The organism is Brevibacillus sp. Leaf182, from assembly GCF_001423865.2.
Classification (GTDB): domain Bacteria; phylum Bacillota; class Bacilli; order Brevibacillales; family Brevibacillaceae; genus Brevibacillus; species Brevibacillus brevis_C.
The window spans coordinates 347,416-369,945 of sequence record NZ_LMPN02000015.1 but is presented as its reverse complement, the minus strand read 5'-3'; the positions used below and the strand labels follow the sequence as shown (position 1 = coordinate 369,945).

The window sequence follows — 22,530 nt, the reverse complement described above, 5'->3', positions numbered from 1 at the left end:
TGAGGTTTATTGGCGGAAAGTTATGGGAAAAGAAAGGTGAGATTGAAAAAGCAGTGGACTTAAATTGAAAAAACAACAAGGAATGACAAAGGCAAACCTGCTGAAAGGCAGGGACGCAAAGCCACGGGTCTAAGGACGAAAGCCAAATGACTTTCGCAGCTAGGACAGCCGGGTTGCCATACCGTAGTCATGATGGACTGTCGGTGGGCAGTCTTTTTTTTGTTGAAAAAAGAGAAGGGAGAGGGATTCGGTATGAAAAATAGTTTGAAGAATAAGCTAATTATCGTTTTGTGCCTGCTGTTGGTTATTAGTTTGGGTACGGTTTGCGGTGCAAGCTATTGGAGTGCTTCCAATCTTTTGGCAGACAGTCTGGACAAAGAAGCTGAGTTGTCAGCTAGCAATCTCTCGATTCGTATCGATGGTTTCTTTCAAGAAAAAATTGAGATTGTAAGAGCGGTGGGAGGGTTGATGTCGGCAGATCAAAATGTCGAATTCGACCTGAAACTCATTCAAGCAGCCCAAAAGAAAAACCCCCAGTTTGAGACGTTCTTCTTTTCGCATGACCTAAGCGGTAAGAAAGTGATCAATTTCATGGGAGAAGTGACCGACATCTCGGATCGTCCGCATATTAAGGAAGCGAGTAAAGGGGAAGGAAAGGTTGTTGTCTCCGAGCCAGTCATTTCGAAGCGGACAGGGAATAACATCGTGACCCTTGTCGTTCCATTGATGAAGGACAATCGTCAATACGGTTATATCGGTTCTACGATTCCTATCAATGAAATCCAGAAAAAGGTGTCTGAAGAGAAATTCGGTGAATTTGGCTACGCCTTTTTAGTAAGTAAAACAGGAACATTTATTTATCATCCAAATAGCGAGTACATTCTGAAGGAATCGATTCTCGACATGGGTATTCTTGAGCTTCAGACTGCTTTTGAAAATATCAAGCAGGGGAATCATGGAATCGCCCAATACGAATACGAGAATACAGAGCGATTTGCTTCCTATGCTCCTACCAGTTTGAACTGGGGCATATACATCACTGCACCTGTAGCAGAGCTGCATGCGCCTGTTGATCAACTGTTAGTCCGATTGATGGTGATTTCCCTCATCGTGTTGGCAATTGGGGTTGTCCTCGTTTATTTCTTGGCTGTACGCATGGTGAAACCAATTGAGCGTCTGAATCACGCAGTAAATGTAGTGGCGCAGGGGAACCTGAAAGAGACCGTAACGGTTGATGGAAAAGACGAGATTGCCGTTCTGTCACGTGACTTTAACCAGACGGTATCGCACTTGAAAAATTTGATCGAGGACGTATCTCTGTCGTCTGATCAAGTACAGCGTTTTAGTCAGGAAGTATCCGAAGGCATTAAACAAGCGACGGAAAACATCAACCAAATCGGCATGTCTATCGCACAGATTTCTGAGGGAGCAGAGGCGCAGGCTACTAGCTCGCAGGATGTCGCGTTGTCTATGAATGACATGGCAGCAGGCATCGTGAAAATCGCGGAGACGTCTGCACATGTTTCAGAGGCTGCCCAGGTAGCAACAGAGCAGGCAGAGCAAGGGACTGCTGTGGTAGAGCAGGCAGTTCTCCAGATGGGAAGCATTGGCGAGGGAACTTCGAAGGCGACAGTAGCCATCGAGCAGCTCAACAATCGCTCCAAAGAAATCGAAGGCATTCTCGATACGATCAGTCAGTTGACCTCGCAAATCAATTTGCTTGCTTTGAACGCTTCGATTGAGGCAGCCCGTGCAGGCGAGCATGGACGTGGGTTTGCTGTCGTTGCCGGAGAGGTGAAAAAGCTGGCGAATCAATCCGAGGAATCCGCATCCAAAATCGCGATGCTGATCGGAGAAATCCAGCAGGATACTCGTCACGCGGTAGAGGTCATGACCGCGGGCAACCAAAACGCACAGCATGGTATTCAACTGGTCGAAGAGGTTCGCGAAATCTTCGGGCATATTCTGGAGTCTTCCCGTAACGTTGCCGCGCACATTTTGGAAGTATCCGCAGCATCTGAACAAATGTCAGCAGGCTCCCAACAGGTGAGTGCTTCTGTAGATGAAATGCATAACATTGCGAAACATGCTTCACTCGACGCGCAAACAGTGGCAAAGGCAACGGAAGAGCAGCTTCAGGCCATCCAGGAAATTGGCCAGTCTGTCGAGCGTTTGAATGCAGTGGCAGAAGAATTACAGCAAGGAATCGGCAGGTTTACTGTGTAGGAGGCAGCTCAACAGGTTGTAAGTCCTCTTCTTTGAAAGGGGGAATGCCATTAGGGATGATGGAGTTTGTGTCTGATAACTAAATTCATTACCGTTTAACAGGAGGAGAACCCAGATGAAAAAATTCACAAAAACAATCTTGGCGAGCACACTCGCTGCAACTATGCTCATGACATCAGGAACAGGTGCTTTTGCCGCAACAGCGGTTAAGCCTGTCCAAACCGTAGCTGCTGAAGCTGCTAAAAAACCGCAAGCGAAGAAGTTTGAGTCCCGTTTGGACGAAATCATTGCGAGAGGCTACATCCTCGTAGGTACTCCAGGTGACTACAAGCCGTTTACATATTTGAATCCAAAAACGAACCAATTCGAAGGTTACGATATCGACGCGATGAAAGAATTCGCAAAAAGCTTGGGAGTAGAGGCGCGTTTTGTCCAAACATCTTGGCCGACGTTGATGGACGATCTTTTGGCAAATAAATTCGATATTGCTGTCGGAGGCGTAACGCGCAACACAGATCGCCAGAAAAAAGCACACATGAGCGATCCTTATATTATGTTCGGTAAAGCTCCGCTCATCCGTGCAGTAGACAAGGACAAGTACAAGAGTGTAGCAGACATCAACAAGCCAGAGGTGCGCATTGGTGTGAACCCAGGAGGCACCAACGAAAAATTCGTTCGTGAGCACCTGACAAAAGCAACTGTAACGGTTGAACAAAACAACCTCGACATTCCTGGTCTGGTAGCAAGCGGTAAATATGATGTAATGATCACGGATACACTGGAAGCTATTGTATATTCCAAAGCAGATTCCCGCCTGTATGCCGCTCTGACTGACAACCCGTTCACCAAGAGTGAAAAAGCGTACATGATTCACCGTGGAGACAGCATCTTCGCTAACTACCTGGATCTGTGGATGGACGAGATGAAACTGCAAGGGAAGTTTGATGAGCTGTACAACAAATGGGTAAAATAATCCAATAACAGACAAGCAGCCTGATTTCTGGGCTGCTTTGTTATTTTTTACAAACGGTTGCAGCACAAAATCAGGCAATTTAGGTATATATGCAGTTTGCTTTTTCAGGCATTGCATGGTACGATTACAGCTATGTTCTTTAGGGTGCTACGTACAATCGGGGATAAAAGGGCATGTTCCGGATCGTAAGGAATAGTGCCCTTTTTTTTGAGAATTTTATAGATGAAGGTATTGATAAAGGAGACTGACATTCATTGGCGACTTTTAATGATTTTGGCTTACACCACTCCATTGTTAGAGCATTGAGCAACATGGGCTTCGAAGAGGCTACAGCGATTCAGGATCAAACGGTTCCTGTAGCACTGCAAGGTCGTGACCTGATCGGTCAGGCACAAACAGGTACTGGTAAAACGGCTGCATTCGGTATTCCACTGGTGGAGCGCTTGGACGAAACCAATGGCAACATTCAAGGGGTTGTACTGACTCCTACTCGTGAGCTGGCTGTTCAGGTGGCGGAAGAGATTAATAAAATTGCCCAATTTAAAAACATCTCTGCCCTGCCAATCTATGGTGGTCAAGACATCACGCGTCAAATCAAGGCGTTGAAAAAACGCCCGCAAATCATCGTAGCAACACCTGGTCGTTTCATGGATCACATGAGAAGAAGAACGATTCGTCTCGATGCGATTGAGATGGTGATCTTGGACGAAGCAGATGAAATGCTGAACATGGGCTTCATCGACGATATCAAGGAAATCTTGAAAGAGGTTCCTACCAATCGTCAAACATTGCTCTTCTCGGCGACGATGCCAAGAGCGATCCAGGAAATCGCCCAGCAGTTCATGAGCGAACCAACCATTATTCAAGTGAAAGCAAAAGAAGTAACCGTACCAAACATCGAGCAGCAGTATATGGAAGTAGCAGAAAGACAAAAATTCGATGTTCTGTGCCGTTTGCTGGATATTCATTCGCCTGAGCTGGCTATCGTATTCGGTAGAACCAAGCGCAGAGTGGATGAGCTGTCCGAAGCTCTGACCAAGCGCGGTTATGGAGCAGAAGGTATCCACGGAGACCTGAACCAGGCAAAACGCGACAGCGTACTGCGCAAATTCAAAGAAGGTACAATCGAAGTATTGGTGGCGACTGACGTTGCAGCCCGCGGTCTGGATATCAGCGGGGTTACGCACGTATTTAACTTTGACATTCCACAAGACTCCGAGAGCTACGTTCACCGTATCGGAAGAACGGGACGTGCTGGTAAAACGGGTCTCGCGATCACATTTGTTACTTCCCGTGAAATCGACCATCTACGTCTGATTGAGCGTACGACCAAGCGTCGCATGGAGCGTCATGCTGTTCCTTCGATGGCAGAAGCTCTGGAAGGTCAACAAAAAATGACGGTAGACAAAATCCTGGAAGCGTCTGGAAGAGATGATCTGTCTGCTTACAAAACATTGGCAGAACAATTGCTGGAGGATGTTGATTCCGTAACGTTGGTATCCGCAGCACTCAAGCTGTTGACCAAAGAGCCGGATACGACACCTGTCCGCCTGACAGAAGAGGCTCCTCTTCGTGTAGGGAAGAAAAAGCTGCCTCCAAAAGGAAAAGGTGGCTTCGGTTCCGGTTCCGGTTTTGGTGGAAAGCGTCCATCTCGCCCACGCAATGGCGAATATCGTCCTCGCGGTGGTGAATCTCGTCCACGTAGCGGCGAATCTCGTCCACGCAGTGGTGACTCTCGTCCACGCAGCGGTGACTCCCGTCCACGCAGTGGCGAATCTCGTCCACCACGCAGCTAGGAAGCGAGCGGTAATGCAAGCAAGGACTGATGTGCACATGTGCGCATCGGTCTTTTTTTGTGTTGACCTGCCAGCGAATAGTTAGGGGGATTTGTGACAAACTAGGAGTGTGTATAGTGATCAAGGTTGAATCGGAGAATTTGTAAGAAGGCTTCTGCAACTGAGCAGAGGTCTTTTTTCTATGGGCAATTAAGATTTGGCAACAACGTGTCAGACAAATTCGCGCTTTGATTTTGTTGTTACCCCCTATGAAAACGCTTTATATTTGAGGTGTACACATTATCATTTCAATCATGTCAACATCTCATAAATAGGGGTAAAGGAGGGTTCAGTATGGAGAGCGTAGAAACAAAAAACGCTTCGGGTGGAATACGGGTCTCGGTACAAAAGTTTGGACGGTTCTTGAGTGCGATGGTCATGCCGAACATCGGTGCTTTCATCGCTTGGGGATTGATTACCGCTTTATTTATCCCAACAGGTTGGCTGCCTAACGAAAATTTGGCCAAACTGGTTGGACCGATGATTACGTATTTACTGCCACTGCTGATCGGTTATACCGGCGGGAAAATGGTCCATGATGTTCGAGGCGGGGTCGTAGGTGCCGTTGCTACGATGGGGGTTGTCGTAGGTGCAGACATCCCGATGTTCCTGGGAGCCATGATCATGGGGCCTTTGGGCGGCTGGGTCATGAAAAAAGTGGACCAGTTGTTCGAAGGAAAAATTCGTTCCGGCTTTGAAATGCTAGTGAACAACTTTTCCGCGGGTATCGTTGGCGGGTTACTGACACTTTTGGCTTTCCAAGCAATTGGGCCAGTCGTTGTAGGCTTGAGTAAGGCGCTTGCAGCGGGTGTAGAAGTCATTGTAGGTGCAGGACTACTGCCGCTTGCCAGCATTTTCATTGAGCCAGCGAAGATCCTGTTCCTGAACAATGCGATTAACCACGGTATTTTGAGCCCGATCGGTCTGGATGAAGCGGCGAAGATGGGGCAATCGATTTTCTTCCTGCTTGAATCCAATCCGGGACCAGGTCTGGGAATTTTGTTGGCATACTGGCTTGCTGGCAGAGGCAGTGCCAAGCAATCGGCTCCGGGTGCTGTCATCATTCACTTCTTCGGGGGTATCCACGAGATTTACTTCCCGTATGTGCTGATGAATCCGCGTTTGATTCTGGCGGCTATTGGTGGTGGGATGGCAGGTGTGTTTACTTTCACGCTGCTTGGCGCAGGATTGGTGGCGCCACCGTCTCCAGGTAGTATTTTCGCCTTGATTGCAATGGCTCCGCGTGGTGGATTGCTACCGGTACTGGCAGGTGTGTTGGCAGCGACTGTCGTGTCCTTCCTCATCGCATCTGCTCTCTTGAAAATGAGCGCGAAGACAGACGAAGATGAACTGGAAAAAGCGACAGAAAAAATGCAAGAGATGAAAGGCAAAAAAGCACAGGCACAAGAAGCGGTAGAAGCACCAGTGAAGCATGAGGTAGCTGCTGCTGACGTGAAAAAAGTCGTCTTCTCTTGTGATGCGGGAATGGGCTCCAGTGCAATGGGAGCGGCGTCCTTGCGCAAAAAGTTCAAGGATGCGGGCCTGACCGAGATTACAGTTATCAATACGGCGATCAACGACATTCCAGGTGATGCTGATATCGTTATTACGCACAAGTCTTTAACAGAAAGAGCGCAGGTCAAAGCGCCTTCTGCCGAGCATATCTCCATTGAAAATTTCTTGAATAGTCCCGAGTATGACAAGTTGGTCAAACGCCTGGGGTAAAGGGAATCAACGCTAGTGAGAGCTAGCGTCTTCCCTCTTTGGCGTTGAGGAGGGAACGAAGACATGCAGATATCCTCTCGACAGCGATCTATTATCGAGATTTTATTGAAGGAACAAAAAGGAGTTACCGTTGGTTCGATCGCTGAGCAGATTGGTGTAAGCGGCCGTACCGTTCACAGGGAATTGGATGCGTTGACTTCCTTGTTTGATGAATTTGAACTGGAGCTGGTCAGAAAAACAGGTTCAGGACTTGAAGTGGTCGGGACTGATGAGCAAAAGCGTGCACTCAGAATGTCTGTCCTGCATCACATGACGAAGGAATACACCGTGCAGGAACGAAAGGCAATCATCCTGTGCGCACTCTTGGAGGCATCAGAGCCAGTCAAGCTGATTTCGCTGGCGATCGATTTGAAAGTGACGACGGCGACCATCAGTCATGATCTGGATGATTTGGAGACTATGCTTGCTCGTTACGATCTGTCACTCTTGCGCAAAAGAGGGTACGGCGTAGAGCTGCAAGGCACGGAGTCGTCCAAGCGGCGGGCTATCAGCAGACTGATTGCCGAGCATCTGGATGATCATGAGTTGATTGGGATTATCAAAGAAAATATTCAAAACAAGGCATTGCGAGACATCGACTCGATTTCGGAACGGCTGCTCGGCCTGATTGACCGGGAAAAGCTAATCAAGGTCGAGAATGCATTGAGCCATCTGGACGAGGAGCTTCCCTATCCTTTGGCAGACAGCGCCTATCTCGGATTAGTCACCCATTTGGCGTTGGCCATGGAACGGATTGAAAAAGGGGAAGGCATTCATTTTGACGAGAATACCCTCAGTGAATTGATTGGAACACCCGAGTACGAAATAGCCAGCAATATCATGGAGCGGCTGAAGCAAATTTTCCAAATGGAAATCCCGGCGGATGAGATCGGCTATATTACGATGCATTTGCGGGGAGCCAAGCTGCGGCATTCTCCGGATGACCAGGTATGGCCCGAAAACACGGAGCTCATGGTTATTACGAAACGCTTCATTCAAGCCTGCGAAGAACGCTTGGACATTCCGCTTGGCAATGACGCCTCGCTGTTCCATGGTCTGCTGACGCATTTGGAGCCAGCGTTGTACCGATTACAGCGGAAGATGGAGATTCGCAATCCGATTCTCGAGCAGATCAAGCAAAACTATCCAGAGCTGTTTGCCGTAACAAGTGAAGCGGTCCATATAGTTTTGCCGGAGCTACAGGTTCCAGATGAAGAGATCGGGTACCTGGTGATGCATCTTGGTGCGGCATTGGAGAGAACGCGCCATGAGCAGCAGTGGTACCGGGCATTGGTGGTTTGCTCCAGCGGGATCGGCTCCTCCAAGATTTTGGCAACGCGTATCAAAAAAGAAATACCGGAGATCGTCAGCCTGAAAAATCTGTCCATGTTTGATTTGGAAGAGGTTCCGGCAGCGGATTATGACTTAATCATTTCCACCCTTCCATTGCCGCTCGATCCAGCGGAATATGTCGTGGTCAGCCCGTTGCTTCCGCCAGACGATATCCAAAAAATTAAATATCAATTACACACGACGAGTCAGAAACAATCCCATCAGGAGAAAAGTCAGTTGGTTCCCGCAGGACAGCAGTCCATCGAACAACTAAGGGCCATGCAATACTATTCTGCGTATGCCAATGAGCTTTACGACGGCCTGTGGGGAATGAGATGGGATAACCGTGATCAGGACATCGCCCAGCTTTTGAGACAAATCAGCAAGAGGCTAAAAGAACGTGGAACGATCGAGGAGGTCGAACCGGTAGTCAAGCAGTTGATCGAGCGGGAAAAGCTCGGTGGTTTGGGGATTCCGGGAACATCCTTGGCTCTTTTTCACGGAAGAAATGAAGCAGTGAATCGGGCGTCTTTTACGTTTCACCAATTACGAGAGCCTGTGCTTCTTCGTTCGATGGATGAAGAAGTGATATCCATTGATATGCTCCTGCTCTTGTTAGGGCCAAAAGAAGTGCCGAAGCAAGGGCTGGAAGTACTCAGCGAGATCAGCTCCCTTTTAATTGAAGAAGAAATGCAAGCGGTTTTGAAAACAGGAGAAACACAGCAAATTGCTGATTATATAGCGGGCAAAATGTATGCGTTTTGCCTCAAAAAGATAGGAATGGAGAGAACGAAATGAAAAACATACTGACAGCAGAAAAAATCATGTTGAAAGCAAAGGTAGCCAATAAAGAAGAGGCGATCAGACTGGCTGGACAATTGCTTGTGCGTGCAGGCCACGTAACGGAGGCGTATGTAGAGAAAATGCAAGAGCGCGAGCAGTTGGCGACCACATATATCGGAAGTGGCGTAGCCATCCCACATGGAACGAACGAATCCAAGGCAGAGATTCAATCCACCGGGATCTCCATCATTCAGGTTCCAGAGGGTGTAGATTTTGGAGAAGGCAATACAGCATATTTGCTGGTGGGCATTGCTGCTGTTGGAGACGAACATCTGGAGGTGCTCTCGAACATCGCGATTCTTTGCTCCGAGGAGGAAAACGTCAAACGGATTGTAAACGCGGCTTCGGCGGAAGAAATCATTGCGATGTTCTCCGAGGAGGTGTAATCCCCTATGCTAGCTGTACATTTTGGAGCAGGTAATATTGGGCGAGGCTTTATTGGACAACTGTTGCAAAAGGCTGGCTATGAAATTGCGTTTGTGGATGTCAATGCGGCTTTGGTCGATGAGCTGAATGAGCGAAAAATGTATCGCGTGCAACTAGCAACAACAGGAAAACCGGAGTCGGTCGTGGAAGGAGTTCGAGCGATAAATGGTCAGGATGTAGCGGCGGTAGCTGAAGCGATCGCAACTGCCGATTTGGTTACGACGGCAGTTGGTCCCAACATTCTTCCGCATATTGCAGGGGCCATCGCAGCCGGCATTACCCGGAGACTTTCTGTTCATGCGAAACCACTCAATGTGATTGCATGCGAAAACATGATTGGCGGCAGTGAGAAGCTGAAGGAGCATGTGTATGGGCATCTGACGGAATCGGTTCAGGCCGAGGCAGCACAATGGATCGGATTCCCCAATGCAGCCGTAGATCGGATTGTTCCTTTGCAGCAGCATGATGACAAGCTTCTGGTTATGGTGGAACCGTTTTTCGAATGGGTGGTAGATTCGTCGCAGATGGTTGGAGAAGTCCCGTCCATTGAGGGCGTTACCTATGTGGAGGATCTTGCACCGTACATCGAAAGAAAGCTGTTTACCGTTAACACAGGTCATGCGGTCATCGCGTACCTGGGGTATCAGTTGGGGATGAAAACGATTGATGAAGCGATGCGAGACGACCGGATCGTTCAGGCGACATGTGGGGCTCTTCAGGAGACAGGTGTACTGCTTGCTGCCAAGTACGGATTTGACCCGCAAGTTCATGGACAGTATGTAGAAAAAATCCTCGGCAGATACACCAACCCATTGTTGTCTGACGATATTGTCAGGGTGGCACGTTCGCCGATCCGCAAGCTATCGCAGCAAGATCGTTTGGTCGGACCAGCACTACAATGCATGGAAAAAGGAATGAATCCAGAGTATTTAGGTCTGGCAATTGCTGCGGCACTGGCATTCGACTATCCCGAGGATACGGAGTCCGCACGGATACAAGCAAGCCTGAAAGAGTTTGGATGGGAAAATACATTACACAATTGTACCGGCATTCCGGCAGGTCATCCACTTGAGGAGATCGTGCGTGAACAGGCACGCAGATTGAAGGAATGGTCAGGTAGCCATTGAGAGAGGCTGGTGTTACGATGTCCCAAAAGATCACAGGTGTAAAAGCTTCAACAGGTATAGCCATTGGCAAGGCGTTTTTACTGACAACGCCCGATTTACAGATCAATACCGTAGCGATTGAAGATCCGGCGAATGAAATCCAACGCTTTCAAGAGGCGTTGGCTCGAGCAAAAAATGATTTGGAGGACATCGTTCTGCGCGTGGAGTGGGAGATGGGAACGGATCATGCAGACATTTTCAAAGCTCACCTGCTCGTCTTGGAAGACCCGGAACTGGTCGATACCGTCAAAGATAAAATCACAAACGAAAAGACAAACGCTGAAAGTGCCTTGAATGATGTCGCACAAGCATTCATCGGACTTTTCGAGCAAATGGACAACGAATACATGCGGGAGAGAGCAGCAGATATTCGTGACGTGACCAAACGTGTACTTTCTTACTTGCTCGGGGTACCGTTTGCAGGACTCGGGGAGCTGACAGAGGAAGTGATCATTGTAGCGGATGATTTGACGCCTTCCGATACGGCTCAATTAGATCGCCGCTATGTCAAAGGCTTCGTCACAGACATTGGGGGACGAACCTCGCATTCTGCGATTATGGCACGTTCTCTGGAGATTCCTGCTGTTGTCGGAACACAAGGGATCACTCGTGCAGTTCAGCCCGCGACACTCGTTATTCTCGATGGGCATGAAGGGATCGCGATTATTGACCCGAGTGAAGAGGAAATTGCTGTCTACAAACGCAAGCAGGCTGATTACGAAGCGCAAAAAGTCGAACTGGCGAAGCTAGTGAACAATAAAACGGTCACGGTGGACAATCATCATATCGAGCTTGCCGCCAATATCGGAAGCCCTGAAGATGTTGCTGGGGCAATCGCCAATGGTGCTGAAGGTGTCGGGCTGTTCCGCACGGAGTTTCTGTACATGGGACGCAATGATTTTCCGACGGAAGAGGAACAATACCTCGCGTACAAGCACGTGCTAGAGCATATGGGTGACCGCCCGGTGGTTATTCGTACTTTGGACATTGGCGGAGACAAGCATCTCTCTTACTTGACTTTGCCAGAAGAAATGAACCCGTTTCTTGGACATCGCGCCATCCGGTTGTGTCTCGATAACCAAGAACTGTTTCGTACCCAGTTGCGTGCTCTATTGCGCGCAAGTGTACACGGCAATCTGAAAATCATGTTTCCGATGATTGCGACACTGGAGGAGTTCCGCCAGGCGAAAGCAATTTTGGAGGAAGAGAAAAAATCTTTGGTCAATCGCGGAATAGCAGTATCCGATCAGATCGAAGTGGGTATCATGATTGAGATCCCTGCTGCGGCGCTAATGGCCGATCAATTTGCACGCGAAGTTGACTTTTTCAGCATTGGAACCAATGATTTAATACAATACACAATGGCAGCCGACCGTATGAACGAGAAGGTCGCTTATCTCTATCAGCCTTATCACCCTGCCGTTTTGCGCTTGCTGCACAACGTCATAAAAGCAGGGCACGCGCAGAACAAATGGGTCGGTATGTGCGGGGAGATGGCGGGCGATCCAATCGCGATCCCGATTCTGTTGGGAATGGGTCTGGATGAATTTAGTATGAGTGCAGGGAGCATATTGCCTGCGCGTCAACAGTTGAGTCGTTTGAGTGTGGAGGACGCAGCGAAGCAGATTGATACGATTTTACAGATGAGCACGTCTGCGCAAGTAGAGGCGTTCGTGAAGGAATGGCTTGAGAGAGTGTAGAAAAGGAGGCATAACAGAATGGTAGAGAAAAAAATAGTGGTTCAATTGGCGCACGGCCTGCATGCACGTCCTGCTGCGAACTTTGTGAAGGTGGCCACATCTTTTTCCAGCGAAATTAAAATCATCAAGAATGAGAAAAATGTAAATGGCAAGAGCATCATGGGCATTATGGCAGCAGCCATTGGAAAAGGGGAAGAAATTACCCTGATCACGGATGGCGTAGATGAACAAGAAGCGATGACAGCATTGGAAAAAGCATTGACTGAACAGGAATAGGGAAGAGAAAAGGAAAGACGAAAAGCCCCTCGAATTTGAGGGGTTTTTTCTGTTGTTCCGGGAAAGTTCACGTAGACAGAAGGTGTGCAAAAGGATACGAAAAGGGGGTCAGTCGCTTTTGGGCTCGTTGTTCTTCTAAAAGCAGCTCCATTTTCAGGCGGATGCGCTCCGAGTGTGTGGTTTTGTAGAGGGGGATTACCAAATTCCTTGTTTCCAAAGGATCGGTTGTGAGATTGTACAATTCGAAATCAGTCATCGTGGGGTTGTATACATCCTCGGCAAAATAGCGGGAGTATTTCCATAAAGTGCTGTGCCCGGCGGAATACAGGTAGGCGAGGACCGTTTCTATCCGATTCGGAGGAATGACAGAGTCATAGGGCTGGTGTTGCACGCTAACTTGATGTTGTCCTTTCGTTACATCGTCGTCCGTCATGAAATAGATCGGCTCGCTGGAGATAGATTCCGTATCGTGAGACAAGATGAGGGGAGTAAGATCACGACCAACAAGCGGTTGTACCTCGCTATGTGTATAGGTCAGCTCCTCACCAAGCCTATCTGTGTCTACTCCAGAAATACCGAGCAGTGTCGGAAGAATATCCACATGACTGGTTAATAGTTCTGTAGAGATTGCGTGTGGAAAAAGGAGTGGGTTGTGGATAATGAGGGGAACGTGAATTGCCTCTTCATAGGTACAGTACCATTTTTGATGCAGATTGCCGTGGGCACCCAACAATTCGCCGTGATCGGATGTGAACACGACCAGTGTTTCGGGATAAAACGAGCTTGCGACGAGGGCTTCAAGAACACGCATGACTTCCCGATCGGCGTTTTTCTGGAGCTGATAGTACAGTCTTCGATAATGGGCTTGGTCCGAAATGGGCTGGAATGCTTGTGGATATACCTCCCGATAACTCGCTTGGCAGCGCGGCTTTGTCGCAAGTGATTCGTGCTGAGTAGGGGGCGGGGCAACAGTGGGAACAAACTTATCCACATGGAAGCGAAAAAACGGTGTGCTCGCAGAGATATCCCCATAGATGGCGATATCATGTGGATTGACGAAAGACGCCACGATCAGCCAAGGCTGGTAGCCTTCAACGAAGCCTTTCTCCTGGTCTAATGCATGGAGCAGCTCGATGACTTCGCTGCTGTATACCACATCACGACCATTTACTCCGATGGCTGCGGACGAACCGGAGTTATGCGGCGCTATTCCATGCGGTTCAGGCCCGATCCAACTGGAGAAGCCATAGCCGTCCAGCCGATCGGCAAGCAAGTATAAGCGCTCTTTATCTGGATCAGGAACTCCCGTTACAGGGATATAGCTGGGGATAGGAAAGTGGGTGCCCGGTACCCAGATGTCGGCATCGGATATATGCCACTTGCCTTTATAGAAACACCGATAGCCCGCTTGACGAAAATAATTTCCCATCGTCGGGACGGTATTGCGATCGAGCCAGAACATGTCGCTGTCGGCAGAGTGTTTAGCGGCACCGCTGGTCTGGGTGACGCCGTGCAAAGAGGGGTACTGTCCGGTGAACAAGGTAGCTCTGCTGGGGCAACAGGCTGTGGAGCCAACGTAATGACGCTTGAATTCCAACCCATGCTCTCGTAAAAAAGCATGAGCGTGGAGTGTATCCTCGCTCCATTCACGTATCGCATGCTCTTCATAAACAGGGGGGAATCGTTCCTGATCCACAATGATGAATAAGATGTTCGGTCGTCTCCTCAACCATTTTCTCGACATATAGATCCCCCTCGGCAAAGATGTACACATCTTTATCAACATATGGGGATAAAGTTTGTCCTTATTCACAAAAAAATCGCCGATGATCAAGAAATCGGCGAAGTTGAATTCGGATATTCGGTTATCCACAGCTTTTTATACCAATACAAAGGAGAGTACTGACAAAAGAATGGAGGTAATACTCATGGCAATCAGTGGGCGCGCCGCTTTTGTACGCAGTGCACGCAGATTTACGTTCAGGCCGAGCCCGACCATGGCCATGGTGAGCACGAAGGTTGTGACACTGGCGACACCATTATGGAACGCTTCTGAGACAGGAATGGATGTTCCGAGAACGTAGCTTCCCAATACACTCATGGCGAGGAATCCGATCAGGAACCAAGGGAATTCGATCTTGGTGCCACTTTGTAATTTCCCGGAGCGTTTCATCCAAATCATCAGGATAAAACAGAGCGGAACCAACAGCAACACACGCCCCAATTTTGCCAGCAATGCAATCGCTAGCCCATCTTGACCCGCGGGAGCAGCAGCTAACGCGACATGCGCAATCTCGTGCAGACTAATTCCTGACCACATGCCGTATTCGACCGCGGACAGGGGGAGGAATGGACGCAGGATCGTGTAGGCAATAGCAAATAGGGTTCCGACGAGGGCAATCATTCCTACCCCGATGGCTGTATCTTCATCCTTGGCAGCAACGATAGGCGAGACGGCAGCAATTGCCGCTGCTCCACAGACCCCTGTACCGACTCCGAGCATGAGGGAGAGGGAAGAGTCTGCTTTCAGCCACTTGGCTATCAGCATCGTAACCGCGATGGAAAAAATGATAACACCAGCGTCATAGACGAGAAGCCCGAGACCTTCATTCAATACGACGTCGATATTGAGCTTTAGGCCGTACAGAATGATAGCAAGACGCAGTAAACGTTTGGCAGAAAATTGAATCCCTGATCGCAATGCTTCCGGATATCCACGAAAATGCCGGTATGCGACCGCGATCAGGATCGAACAGGCGAGGGGGCCAACTTGTTGAAAGCCGGGTATTTTTGCTAAGCCGTAGCCTGTCAGGGCGATGAAAAAAGTAAAAGCGATTCCAGCTATCCACAGCGAGAAGGATGCAGGGGTGCTTTCTTTGGTTTTTGCGGGCTGTACGCTGGCATTGCTTTCATTCAATGGCACACTGTTTTTGATCGGAGTTGCCATTGCCATCACTCCTCGAAAAGTTTTACAAACTCAGCATACGGCAACTGTTATAATAAGAAAAATAAATCATTGCGATGATCATCATAAGTGAAATGAATGGTAAGTGGTGGATAGGAGAGTGAAGGCAGTTGGATCAGCATTTGCTTGTGTTCGTGACCGTTGCAGACAGACAGAACTTTTCCCGAGCTGCAGAAGAGCTACATATGACGCAGCCTGCCGTTAGTCAGTATATTCATGCGCTCGAGCGCACGATAGGGACAAAGCTCCTGGAGCGAAGCAACAAATATGTTCGCTTGAATAAAGCGGGGGAGATTGTCTATCATCACGCTCGGGAGATCTTGGGCTTGTACACGCGGATGCAGAGCCTCGTGGATGATTTGATGAATACACCAAGCGGGCATTTGACGATTGGCGCCAGCTACACATATGGAGAGTATGTGTTGCCTCATGTCATTGCCCGTCTCCGTCAGTATTACCCAATGATTACCCCCACGATTACGATTCACAATTCCACAGTCATTGCTGAGCTGGTGGCGAAGCGACAACTCGATGTCGGGATTGTTGAGGGGGAGTATGTGGACGAAAAAATGTGCGTAGAGCCGTTTGCTGATGATCGCATGTATTTGATTGCTTCTCCAGAGCATCGATTGGCCGGGCAAACGGAGGTCAGTATTGACGAATTGATGAAGGAAACGTGGATTGTGCGGGAAGAAGGGTCAGGCACGAGGGAAGCGGCAGAAAAAATGTTTCGCCAACTGCAATTCACACCGCAAAAACGAATGGAGTTCGGTAGCACACAGGTGATCAAGGAATCAGTGGAGGCTGGTCTGGGAATTAGCTTACTGTCTTATTGGGCTATCCGCAAAGAACGCAGGCTCGGCACGCTCTGTACATTGAAGGTGACGGGGACGCCGGTTACCCGTGATTTTTCGCTCGTCACGAAATCAGACGAGTTTCATACCAAAGCATTGGACATCTTCATGGATCTTATCCGTACACATGTGCCGGAGGGTGCCCATACGTAACAGAGGAAGCGGCACGATTCATCGGTGCTGCTTCCTCTGTTCATTTTCATGCAGACGAGTCTGGATGGGCGAGAGTAAGACGAAAGGTTGTTCCTTCTGGAGAAGTCTGAACCAATTCGACATTTCCACCATGTGCCTTTGCCAATAGGCGGGAGATCGTCAAGCCCAGCCCCAGGCCTTGCTTCTTTTTGCGTTTGCTATCTCCGCGATAGTACCGTTCGAAAATGAAGGGAACCTCTGACTCAGGAATTCCCTTTCCGTTGTCGGTTATATCGATGGAGAGGAAGTCACCCTGATTATGGACGTCGATGTTGATTTGCGTTGCATTTGCGGAAGCGCTGTTCCCCAATAAATTGAGCAAAATTTGTTTGACGTGTGATTCATCGCCGATCCATACGGTATCTTGTCTAGTCGGATTAACTGTAACAGATATGTCTGCAAATGAGGGCAAGGCTTGTACCTGTGCGACTATCTGATCCAATGTGCTGTCGATCTGTATGGATTGCTTCTCGACGAAAACTTCACCTGCTTCCATAGAGGAAAAATCGAGCAGGTCATTGACCATTGTCTGGAGTCGCTTGGCTTCGTCCATGCAGATTTGCAAGAATTCATCCGCATCAGTACCTTTTACGACGCCGTCTTTGACAGCTTGAATCATCCCGCGGATCGAGGTGACAGGGGTACGCAGCTCATGGGAAACACCAGCCAAAAGGTCGGTGCGCATCCGCTCTAGTTGTCCAAGTCGTTTGGCCATTTCGTCAAATGAATGGACCAGCTGGCTGATTTCTGCCTCTTTGATTTTGGAGGAATTGGGCAAGGTAGGTGTATAATTCCCGCTGGATATTTGCTCTGCCGCAATTGCCAACTGCCGCAAGGGCTGTGTTAACGAGCGAGAGAGTACATAGACGATGGCCCAACCGCACAAAGTGATGATTCCGATAGAAACCATGATCGTGATATAAGTGTGAACCAAATCATTGTTAAGGGGGGTACTGACGTAATAGGTGCCTGCGACTGTATTGTGTTCATAGTAAGGGACACCCACACGCAGCCAGGTGGCTCCCTTTGTGGCAACAACCTCCCGTATTTCTTTCGTTTTGTCCACCGGTTGGGCAGGGGGAGGTAACTGCGCAATGGTAGCGGTCGTCGTCTGACTCACCATTTCCTTCTTGAACGTCTTGCCCGCATCATCGTAAATCTGTACCACGTGATCGATTGGGACAGTTGGCATGACTCGAGATGCGATCATAGCGGTATTGGCTGCGGGTGTTGCGGTGTCAGGAATAGTCGGAGACGTAGGGCCAGTCACAGTAGTGATAGCCTGATTGGAGATACCAACAGTTGTTTGTGCCAAATCCTCTATCTTTACAGAAGAAGTCGAGGTGTCCTTGGCAAGCAACACCTTGGTATACGAATCAGCGAGCAACTCTGTTCTTGCTTCCAATACTTGAAACTGTTGTTCTGTAGCTGCTTTGTTAATCCAATAGATGCCAAAAAAGCCAATACCAAAAAGAATGACTGATAAAATTAAGGCATAGCGCCACGTCCAGTAACGCAAGAGCGGCACGGCAGTCCTGTTGTCAGAAAATCGTTTAGTAAACACGCAGGCTGTACCCCATTCCTCTGATCGTGCTAATCTCCCCTTCGGAAGTCGGCCAAGGCAACAAGCTTTTACGCAAACGTTTCACAGCGGTATCCACAGAACGATCCCCTCCTTCAAAATCCATTCCCCACACTTGATCCAGTAATTGATCTCGGCTAAAGCATTGGTTGGGATGTCGCGCCAGAAAAACGAGTAGCTGCCAATCCCGTGGCATTAAGGAAAGGGGAGCTTTCCCGATCAAAGCATTCTGTGCCGAAACATCTATCGAAAGCGTGCCGAGCCTGATCGTATCCGCTTCTGAGAGATAAGAGGAACGGCGGAGCACAGCTTGTACACGGGCGAGCACTTCTTCTGGATCAAATGGCTTGGCAATATAGTCATCTGCACCTTGTGCCAGCCCTTGGAGCTTGTCTGGCACGGTACCGCGCGCCGTGATGATAATGACAGGGCAACTGCCGTATTGGCGAATCTGGTCGAGTATATCCAAGCCGTCATGATCGGGCAGCATCAGGTCAAGCAGGACAAGATCGGGTTTCCAGGAGAAAAAAGTCGGGATTGCCTCGTGATCACCCTCATTCCATTTTACCTCATAGCCCGCCCGTTCCAGGTAGACGTGGACAAGCCGGGCAATCGGCATTTCATCCTCAATGAGCAGAATTCGTTTCACGAAGAAACACCTCCTATCTATCTCAAGCCAATTTGTACTTATCATAGCAATGATGGACATCAATTCGACTGACATCATTTGTAGAAAGTTCTTGTTTCAGTTGTTTAGCATAATGGAGTTATGTGTCCGTTAAATGGCGAAGGGCATAACTAAACCTCTGGCAGTTTCCTGCTAGAGGTTTTTGTGTGTGCTTGAAAGGCAACGCTTATTTTTTGATGGCAGGTACTGAGACTGTTGTACCTTTTGTGATCTTGCCTTCTTTTTCGAGCTGTTTGATCAACTCTTCCACGGAGATGCCCATTTCTTTTGCCATTTGCTCCAAACTGATTGAAGGGTGAATAAAGGAAGCTGCTTCACCAGTGGCGATCGTGCCTTCTTTTTCAAGCTGCTTGATCAACTCTTCCACAGAGATGCCTTTTTCTTTTGCTACTTCTTCCGGATTGATAGTTGTCGTGGAAGCAATCATTGCCAGCGTGCCTTCTTTTTTAAGCTGCTCGATCAAGTCTTCTACGGAGATGCCTTTTTCCTTTGCCATTTGCTCCAGGCTAATAATTGGTTTTAGAAGAGCCTCTGTACCATCTGTGTTCACCATTTTCAGTGGAGCAGAAGAACCAGTCGTTTTCGCTGGTTCATTTGCCGCAAATGCGGAACCTGCCATTGCGGATACTGCCAGAGCCATAACTGTCATTGCCATTTTCTTTTTCATTGTGAAATTCCTCCTTGGGGGGTCTTTAGATTGTGGTGAGCCTTGCTTGCGGGGTTTGCCCGTCTCGGCTACAACACAAATTTAATGGGGGTGTGTGTCCGTAATATGACCGGAATATGGAAAAGTGACGGAATGCCGAAAACGCTTGCATTTTTCCCTACCTTGTTCTACATTAGAGACAGGTAAAAGAGCACGTAAATCGCGTGAAATCTTCTACCCACAAGTGAATAATCAAAAGGCAAAGGTGCCCTTGAACACGGATCTTATTTTTTCGTGTTTAGGCACCTTTTTTTGCTTTTGAAAAGGGAAGTTGTCTTGAAAGGAGTGACACGCATGGAAAAACCAATTCGAGCGACGCCGCTTGCGATCCGACTGATTCCCAATGTCGATCCTCAATTTGCGGAGAAGCTGAACCTGCCTTCTCATATCCGAAGTCTGGGTCTTTTGACCTCCACGATTGACGATGTGGGGTATACGGCCATTGATGAAGCGACCAAAAAGGCAGCGGTAGAAGTTGTGTATGCCAAGTCGTTTTATGCAGGCTCAGGCCATGCGTCTGGACCGTTGTCCGGCGAGTTCATCGGGATGATCGGAGGCGTGACGCCATCGGAGGTGCAGAGCGGACTGGATGCAGCCGTTGCATTTATGGAAAGCGGAGCATGCTTTTACTCTTTGAATGATGAAGGGACGCATGCGTATTACGCCCATGTTGTGTCGCGGACGGGCAGCTATTTGTCCCAACTGGCGGGTATCAGAGAAGGTGAACCGCTTGCCTACTTGATCGCACCACCGCTAGAGGCCATGTATGGTATTGATGCCGCCCTCAAGGCTGCAGATGTAGAAATGGTTCAATTTTTTGGTCCACCGACAGAAACGAACTTTGGGGGAGCGCTACTCACTGGCAGCCAGTCGGCATGCACGGCAGCCGCCGATGCTTTTGCCGATGCCGTAAGAAGTGTCGCCCAACAGCCTGTCAAACGATAATAGGGATATTCCCTCTTGAAGGGGAGGTAATGTAAATGCGCGCTACGTCATATTCACTCGGCATGATCGAGACATTGGGCTTGCCTGCTCTCATTGCTGCCGCAGATGCTGCTGCCAAAGCGGCTGACGTCAAAGTCGTCTCTTATGAAGGCGCGGACGCAGGGATCGTTACCGTGTATGTAATCGGAGATGTCTCCTCCGTACAGTCAGCAGTAGATGCTGGTGCTGAAGCTGCGAGACGTGTCGGAACATTGCTGCACTCACACGTTATTCCACGTCCTGACGAAAATGTACCCAAAATGCTTAAAAACCTGCTGAAACCAGAAGCAAAAGAAGAGGGTAAGGCAGAGCCGGCCCAAGTGCCAGCGACCAAATTGCAAGATCAGTCTATCAATGATCTGCGCAAAATGGCGCGTTCGTATGCGGACTTCCCGCTGACAACGAACGAAATCAACATGGCGAAGAAAGAAGACCTCATTCGTCTGTTGGAAGAGAAACAAGGCGGAGGTGACAAAGCCTAATGACACTCGACGCTGATCTGTATTCCATACAGGAAGTGCGTACCTACCTCGCACAAGCGAAGGAAGCACAGGCCAAGTTCGCTACTTACAGCCAAGAACAAGTCGACAGAATCATCGAAGCCATGTCCAAGGCGGGCGTGGAGCATGCAGATCGACTGGCAGCAATGGCTGTAGAAGAAACAGGCTTTGGTAACATCCCGGACAAACGGATGAAAAACCTGTTTGCTGCTCAAGATGTGTATGCATCTGTGAAAGATGTTAAAACGGTTGGCATCATCCGTAAGGACGAAGAGAACAAGGTATGGGAAGTAGCGCAGCCATTCGGAATCGTAGCTGGTATCGTGCCTTCCACCAATCCGACGTCCACGGTTATCTATAAATCGATGGTCTCCCTTAAGGCGAGAAATGCGATTGTCTTCAGCCCGCATCCGTCGGCAGCCAAGTGCACGCTGGAAGCAGCGCGACTGATGGCACAGGCGGCAGTAGCGGCTGGAGCACCAGAAGGTTTGATCCATTGCGTTACCAAGCCTACGCTTCCAGCGACAAACGAGCTGATGAAGCACAAGCTGACCAATTTGATTCTCGCGACTGGCGGAACACCGATGGTACGTGCGGCATACAGCTCCGGCAAGCCTGCTTATGGTGTGGGACCTGGTAACGTTCCGGTCTACATCCACCACAGTGCGGATTTTGCTGCTGCTGCCAAGCGCATCGTACAGAGCAAAACGTTTGACTATGGTACGATCTGCGCTTCTGAGCAAGCATTGGTAGTGGAGGAATCCACCAAACACCAATTGATTGCTGCTCTGAAGCGTGAAGGCGCCTACTTCCTGAACGAGCAAGAAAAGGAAAAGGTAGCTGCCATCGTCACGATTAACGGCTCGCTGAACGCGAAGATCGTTGGCCGCTCCCCGCATGTGATCGCTCAAATGGCGGGTATTACTATCCCTGCTGATACGCGTGTCCTGGTTGCGGAGGAGAACCATGTAGGTAAAGCATATCCGATGTCCGTTGAAAAACTGGCTCCGGTCCTTGCCCTCTACACTGTTCAAGGCGACAGCGAAGCGTTTGCTCGTTGCCGCGAATTGCTGGAGCATGGTGGTCTTGGACATACAGCGGGTATTCACGCCCAGGATGACAATGTCATCGCAGCGTATGGTCAAGCAATGCCAGCATCCAGAATTCCGGTAAATACCGGTACGACCTTCGGAGGAATTGGTGCAACGACTGGCGTACAACCAGCGTTCACACTTGGATGCGGTTCTTTAGGGGGCAACATCACTTCCGATAACATCGGTGCGAAGCACATGTTCAACATCAAGCGTGTTGCATTTGGTATCAAAGAAATGCCACAATCAACGCCAGCACCACAAGCTCCTGCGACACAAGCGGAGGAAGCTGTTCTACAAGCTGTCTCTTCCATGAACGTTGGCTTGAGCCGTGATGAGATCAAGAACATCATCAAATCCGTGTTAACAGAAATGACGTCTTAATGTCGTAAAACACTAAAATCTTGGAGATATAATTAAGGAGGAT

At 49.0% G+C, this 22,530-nt stretch carries 18 protein-coding genes and 1 riboswitch; of the genes, 13 read left to right on the top strand and 5 right to left on the bottom strand.

All coding sequences use genetic code 11. From position 1 onward, the window contains the following. The first annotated feature begins 80 nt into the window (after positions 1-80). A riboswitch (cyclic di-GMP riboswitch) is annotated at positions 81-181 on the top strand. Positions 182-252: 71 nt separating this feature from the next. The 9 genes from ASG16_RS04650 (at position 253) to ASG16_RS04610 (ending at position 12,541) form a co-directional block, all read left to right on the top strand. Then, a complete protein-coding gene (locus ASG16_RS04650) occupies positions 253-2,226 on the top strand; it encodes a methyl-accepting chemotaxis protein (RefSeq protein WP_056489198.1) in 1,974 nt (657 codons plus the stop codon). A 115-nt stretch (positions 2,227-2,341) separates the two neighbouring features. After that, positions 2,342-3,199: a transporter substrate-binding domain-containing protein gene (locus ASG16_RS04645; protein WP_056489200.1), complete on the top strand. Its 858-nt coding sequence runs from the start codon at positions 2,342-2,344 to the stop codon at positions 3,197-3,199. Between the two features lie 254 nt (positions 3,200-3,453). Then, positions 3,454-4,995: a degradosome RNA helicase CshA gene (gene cshA / locus ASG16_RS04640; RefSeq protein WP_048035239.1), complete on the top strand. Its 1,542-nt coding sequence runs from the start codon at positions 3,454-3,456 to the stop codon at positions 4,993-4,995. A 333-nt stretch (positions 4,996-5,328) separates the two neighbouring features. After that, a complete protein-coding gene (locus tag ASG16_RS04635; protein WP_056489202.1) occupies positions 5,329-6,759 on the top strand; it encodes a PTS mannitol transporter subunit IIBC in 1,431 nt (476 codons plus the stop codon). A 63-nt stretch (positions 6,760-6,822) separates the two neighbouring features. Beyond that, positions 6,823-8,928, top strand: a complete 2,106-nt coding sequence (locus tag ASG16_RS04630) for a BglG family transcription antiterminator (protein WP_056489204.1) — start codon at positions 6,823-6,825, stop codon at positions 8,926-8,928. Continuing rightward, positions 8,925-9,359 (top strand): PTS mannitol transporter subunit IIA, encoded by a 435-nt coding sequence (locus ASG16_RS04625; protein WP_056489206.1) that lies wholly within the window; start codon positions 8,925-8,927, stop codon positions 9,357-9,359. The genes ASG16_RS04630 and ASG16_RS04625 overlap by 4 nt, the downstream gene beginning before the upstream one ends. Before the next feature lie 6 nt (positions 9,360-9,365). Next, positions 9,366-10,526: a mannitol-1-phosphate 5-dehydrogenase gene (locus ASG16_RS04620; RefSeq protein ID WP_056489209.1), complete on the top strand. Its 1,161-nt coding sequence runs from the start codon at positions 9,366-9,368 to the stop codon at positions 10,524-10,526. A 17-nt stretch (positions 10,527-10,543) separates the two neighbouring features. Further along, a complete protein-coding gene (ptsP, locus tag ASG16_RS04615; protein WP_056489211.1) occupies positions 10,544-12,265 on the top strand; it encodes a phosphoenolpyruvate--protein phosphotransferase in 1,722 nt (573 codons plus the stop codon). An 18-nt stretch (positions 12,266-12,283) separates the two neighbouring features. After that, positions 12,284-12,541: an HPr family phosphocarrier protein gene (locus ASG16_RS04610; protein ID WP_056489213.1), complete on the top strand. Its 258-nt coding sequence runs from the start codon at positions 12,284-12,286 to the stop codon at positions 12,539-12,541. A 67-nt stretch (positions 12,542-12,608) separates the two neighbouring features. Here the strand turns inward: ASG16_RS04610 and ASG16_RS04605 are convergent, their stop codons facing one another. Next, positions 12,609-14,285 (bottom strand): sulfatase family protein, encoded by a 1,677-nt coding sequence (locus ASG16_RS04605; RefSeq protein WP_056489214.1) that lies wholly within the window; start codon positions 14,283-14,285, stop codon positions 12,609-12,611. Positions 14,286-14,420: 135 nt separating this feature from the next. Then, positions 14,421-15,488, bottom strand: a complete 1,068-nt coding sequence (locus ASG16_RS04600; protein WP_056489216.1) for a YeiH family protein — start codon at positions 15,486-15,488, stop codon at positions 14,421-14,423. A 128-nt stretch (positions 15,489-15,616) separates the two neighbouring features. Here ASG16_RS04600 and ASG16_RS04595 point away from each other — a divergent pair, with 128 nt between their 5' ends. Continuing rightward, a complete protein-coding gene (locus tag ASG16_RS04595; protein ID WP_056489218.1) occupies positions 15,617-16,513 on the top strand; it encodes a LysR family transcriptional regulator in 897 nt (298 codons plus the stop codon). A gap of 46 nt (positions 16,514-16,559) precedes the next feature. Here ASG16_RS04595 and ASG16_RS04590 read toward each other — a convergent pair whose 3' ends face one another. The 3 genes from ASG16_RS04590 to ASG16_RS04580 form a co-directional block, all read right to left on the bottom strand. Beyond that, on the bottom strand, positions 16,560-18,116 hold the full coding sequence (locus ASG16_RS04590; protein ID WP_056489220.1) for a HAMP domain-containing sensor histidine kinase: 1,557 nt from the start codon (positions 18,114-18,116) through the stop codon (positions 16,560-16,562). After that, the gene (locus ASG16_RS04585; protein WP_056489222.1) at positions 18,106-18,783 is read right to left on the bottom strand and encodes a response regulator transcription factor; all 678 of its coding nucleotides are present in this window, start codon (positions 18,781-18,783) and stop codon (positions 18,106-18,108) included. The genes ASG16_RS04590 and ASG16_RS04585 overlap by 11 nt, the downstream gene beginning before the upstream one ends. A gap of 205 nt (positions 18,784-18,988) precedes the next feature. Beyond that, complete coding sequence (locus ASG16_RS04580) at positions 18,989-19,489, bottom strand: hypothetical protein (protein ID WP_056489224.1); 501 nt, start codon at positions 19,487-19,489, stop codon at positions 18,989-18,991. A 333-nt stretch (positions 19,490-19,822) separates the two neighbouring features. Here ASG16_RS04580 and eutL point away from each other — a divergent pair, with 333 nt between their 5' ends. Genes eutL through ASG16_RS04565 form a run of 3 tightly spaced genes read left to right on the top strand, consistent with a single transcriptional unit; the run spans position 19,823 to position 22,487 of the window. Beyond that, positions 19,823-20,473: an ethanolamine utilization microcompartment protein EutL gene (gene eutL, locus ASG16_RS04575; protein ID WP_056489226.1), complete on the top strand. Its 651-nt coding sequence runs from the start codon at positions 19,823-19,825 to the stop codon at positions 20,471-20,473. A gap of 35 nt (positions 20,474-20,508) precedes the next feature. After that, positions 20,509-20,994 (top strand): BMC domain-containing protein, encoded by a 486-nt coding sequence (locus tag ASG16_RS31585; protein ID WP_056489228.1) that lies wholly within the window; start codon positions 20,509-20,511, stop codon positions 20,992-20,994. Continuing rightward, positions 20,994-22,487, top strand: a complete 1,494-nt coding sequence (locus ASG16_RS04565) for an acetaldehyde dehydrogenase (acetylating) (protein WP_056489230.1) — start codon at positions 20,994-20,996, stop codon at positions 22,485-22,487. Before ASG16_RS31585 ends, ASG16_RS04565 begins: the two co-directional genes overlap by 1 nt. Positions 22,488-22,530 lie beyond the last annotated feature (43 nt).

Bases quoted from the DNA above. Each gene is read 5' to 3' on its own strand.
- ptsP (WP_056489211.1), top strand. From the start codon at position 10,544: ATGTCCCAAAAGATCACAGGTGTAAAAGCTTCAACAGGTATAGCCATT.
- ASG16_RS04600 (WP_056489216.1), bottom strand. From the start codon at position 15,488: ATGGCAACTCCGATCAAAAACAGTGTGCCATTGAATGAAAGCAATGCC.
- ASG16_RS04625 (WP_056489206.1), top strand. From the start codon at position 8,925: ATGAAAAACATACTGACAGCAGAAAAAATCATGTTGAAAGCAAAGGTA.
- ASG16_RS04565 (WP_056489230.1), top strand. From the start codon at position 20,994: ATGACACTCGACGCTGATCTGTATTCCATACAGGAAGTGCGTACCTAC.
- ASG16_RS04605 (WP_056489214.1), bottom strand. From the start codon at position 14,285: ATGTCGAGAAAATGGTTGAGGAGACGACCGAACATCTTATTCATCATT.
- ASG16_RS31585 (WP_056489228.1), top strand. From the start codon at position 20,509: ATGCGCGCTACGTCATATTCACTCGGCATGATCGAGACATTGGGCTTG.
- ASG16_RS04610 (WP_056489213.1), top strand. From the start codon at position 12,284: ATGGTAGAGAAAAAAATAGTGGTTCAATTGGCGCACGGCCTGCATGCA.
- ASG16_RS04650 (WP_056489198.1), top strand. From the start codon at position 253: ATGAAAAATAGTTTGAAGAATAAGCTAATTATCGTTTTGTGCCTGCTG.
- ASG16_RS04620 (WP_056489209.1), top strand. From the start codon at position 9,366: ATGCTAGCTGTACATTTTGGAGCAGGTAATATTGGGCGAGGCTTTATT.
- ASG16_RS04630 (WP_056489204.1), top strand. From the start codon at position 6,823: ATGCAGATATCCTCTCGACAGCGATCTATTATCGAGATTTTATTGAAG.
- eutL (WP_056489226.1), top strand. From the start codon at position 19,823: ATGGAAAAACCAATTCGAGCGACGCCGCTTGCGATCCGACTGATTCCC.
- ASG16_RS04645 (WP_056489200.1), top strand. From the start codon at position 2,342: ATGAAAAAATTCACAAAAACAATCTTGGCGAGCACACTCGCTGCAACT.
- ASG16_RS04635 (WP_056489202.1), top strand. From the start codon at position 5,329: ATGGAGAGCGTAGAAACAAAAAACGCTTCGGGTGGAATACGGGTCTCG.
- ASG16_RS04580 (WP_056489224.1), bottom strand. From the start codon at position 19,489: ATGAAAAAGAAAATGGCAATGACAGTTATGGCTCTGGCAGTATCCGCA.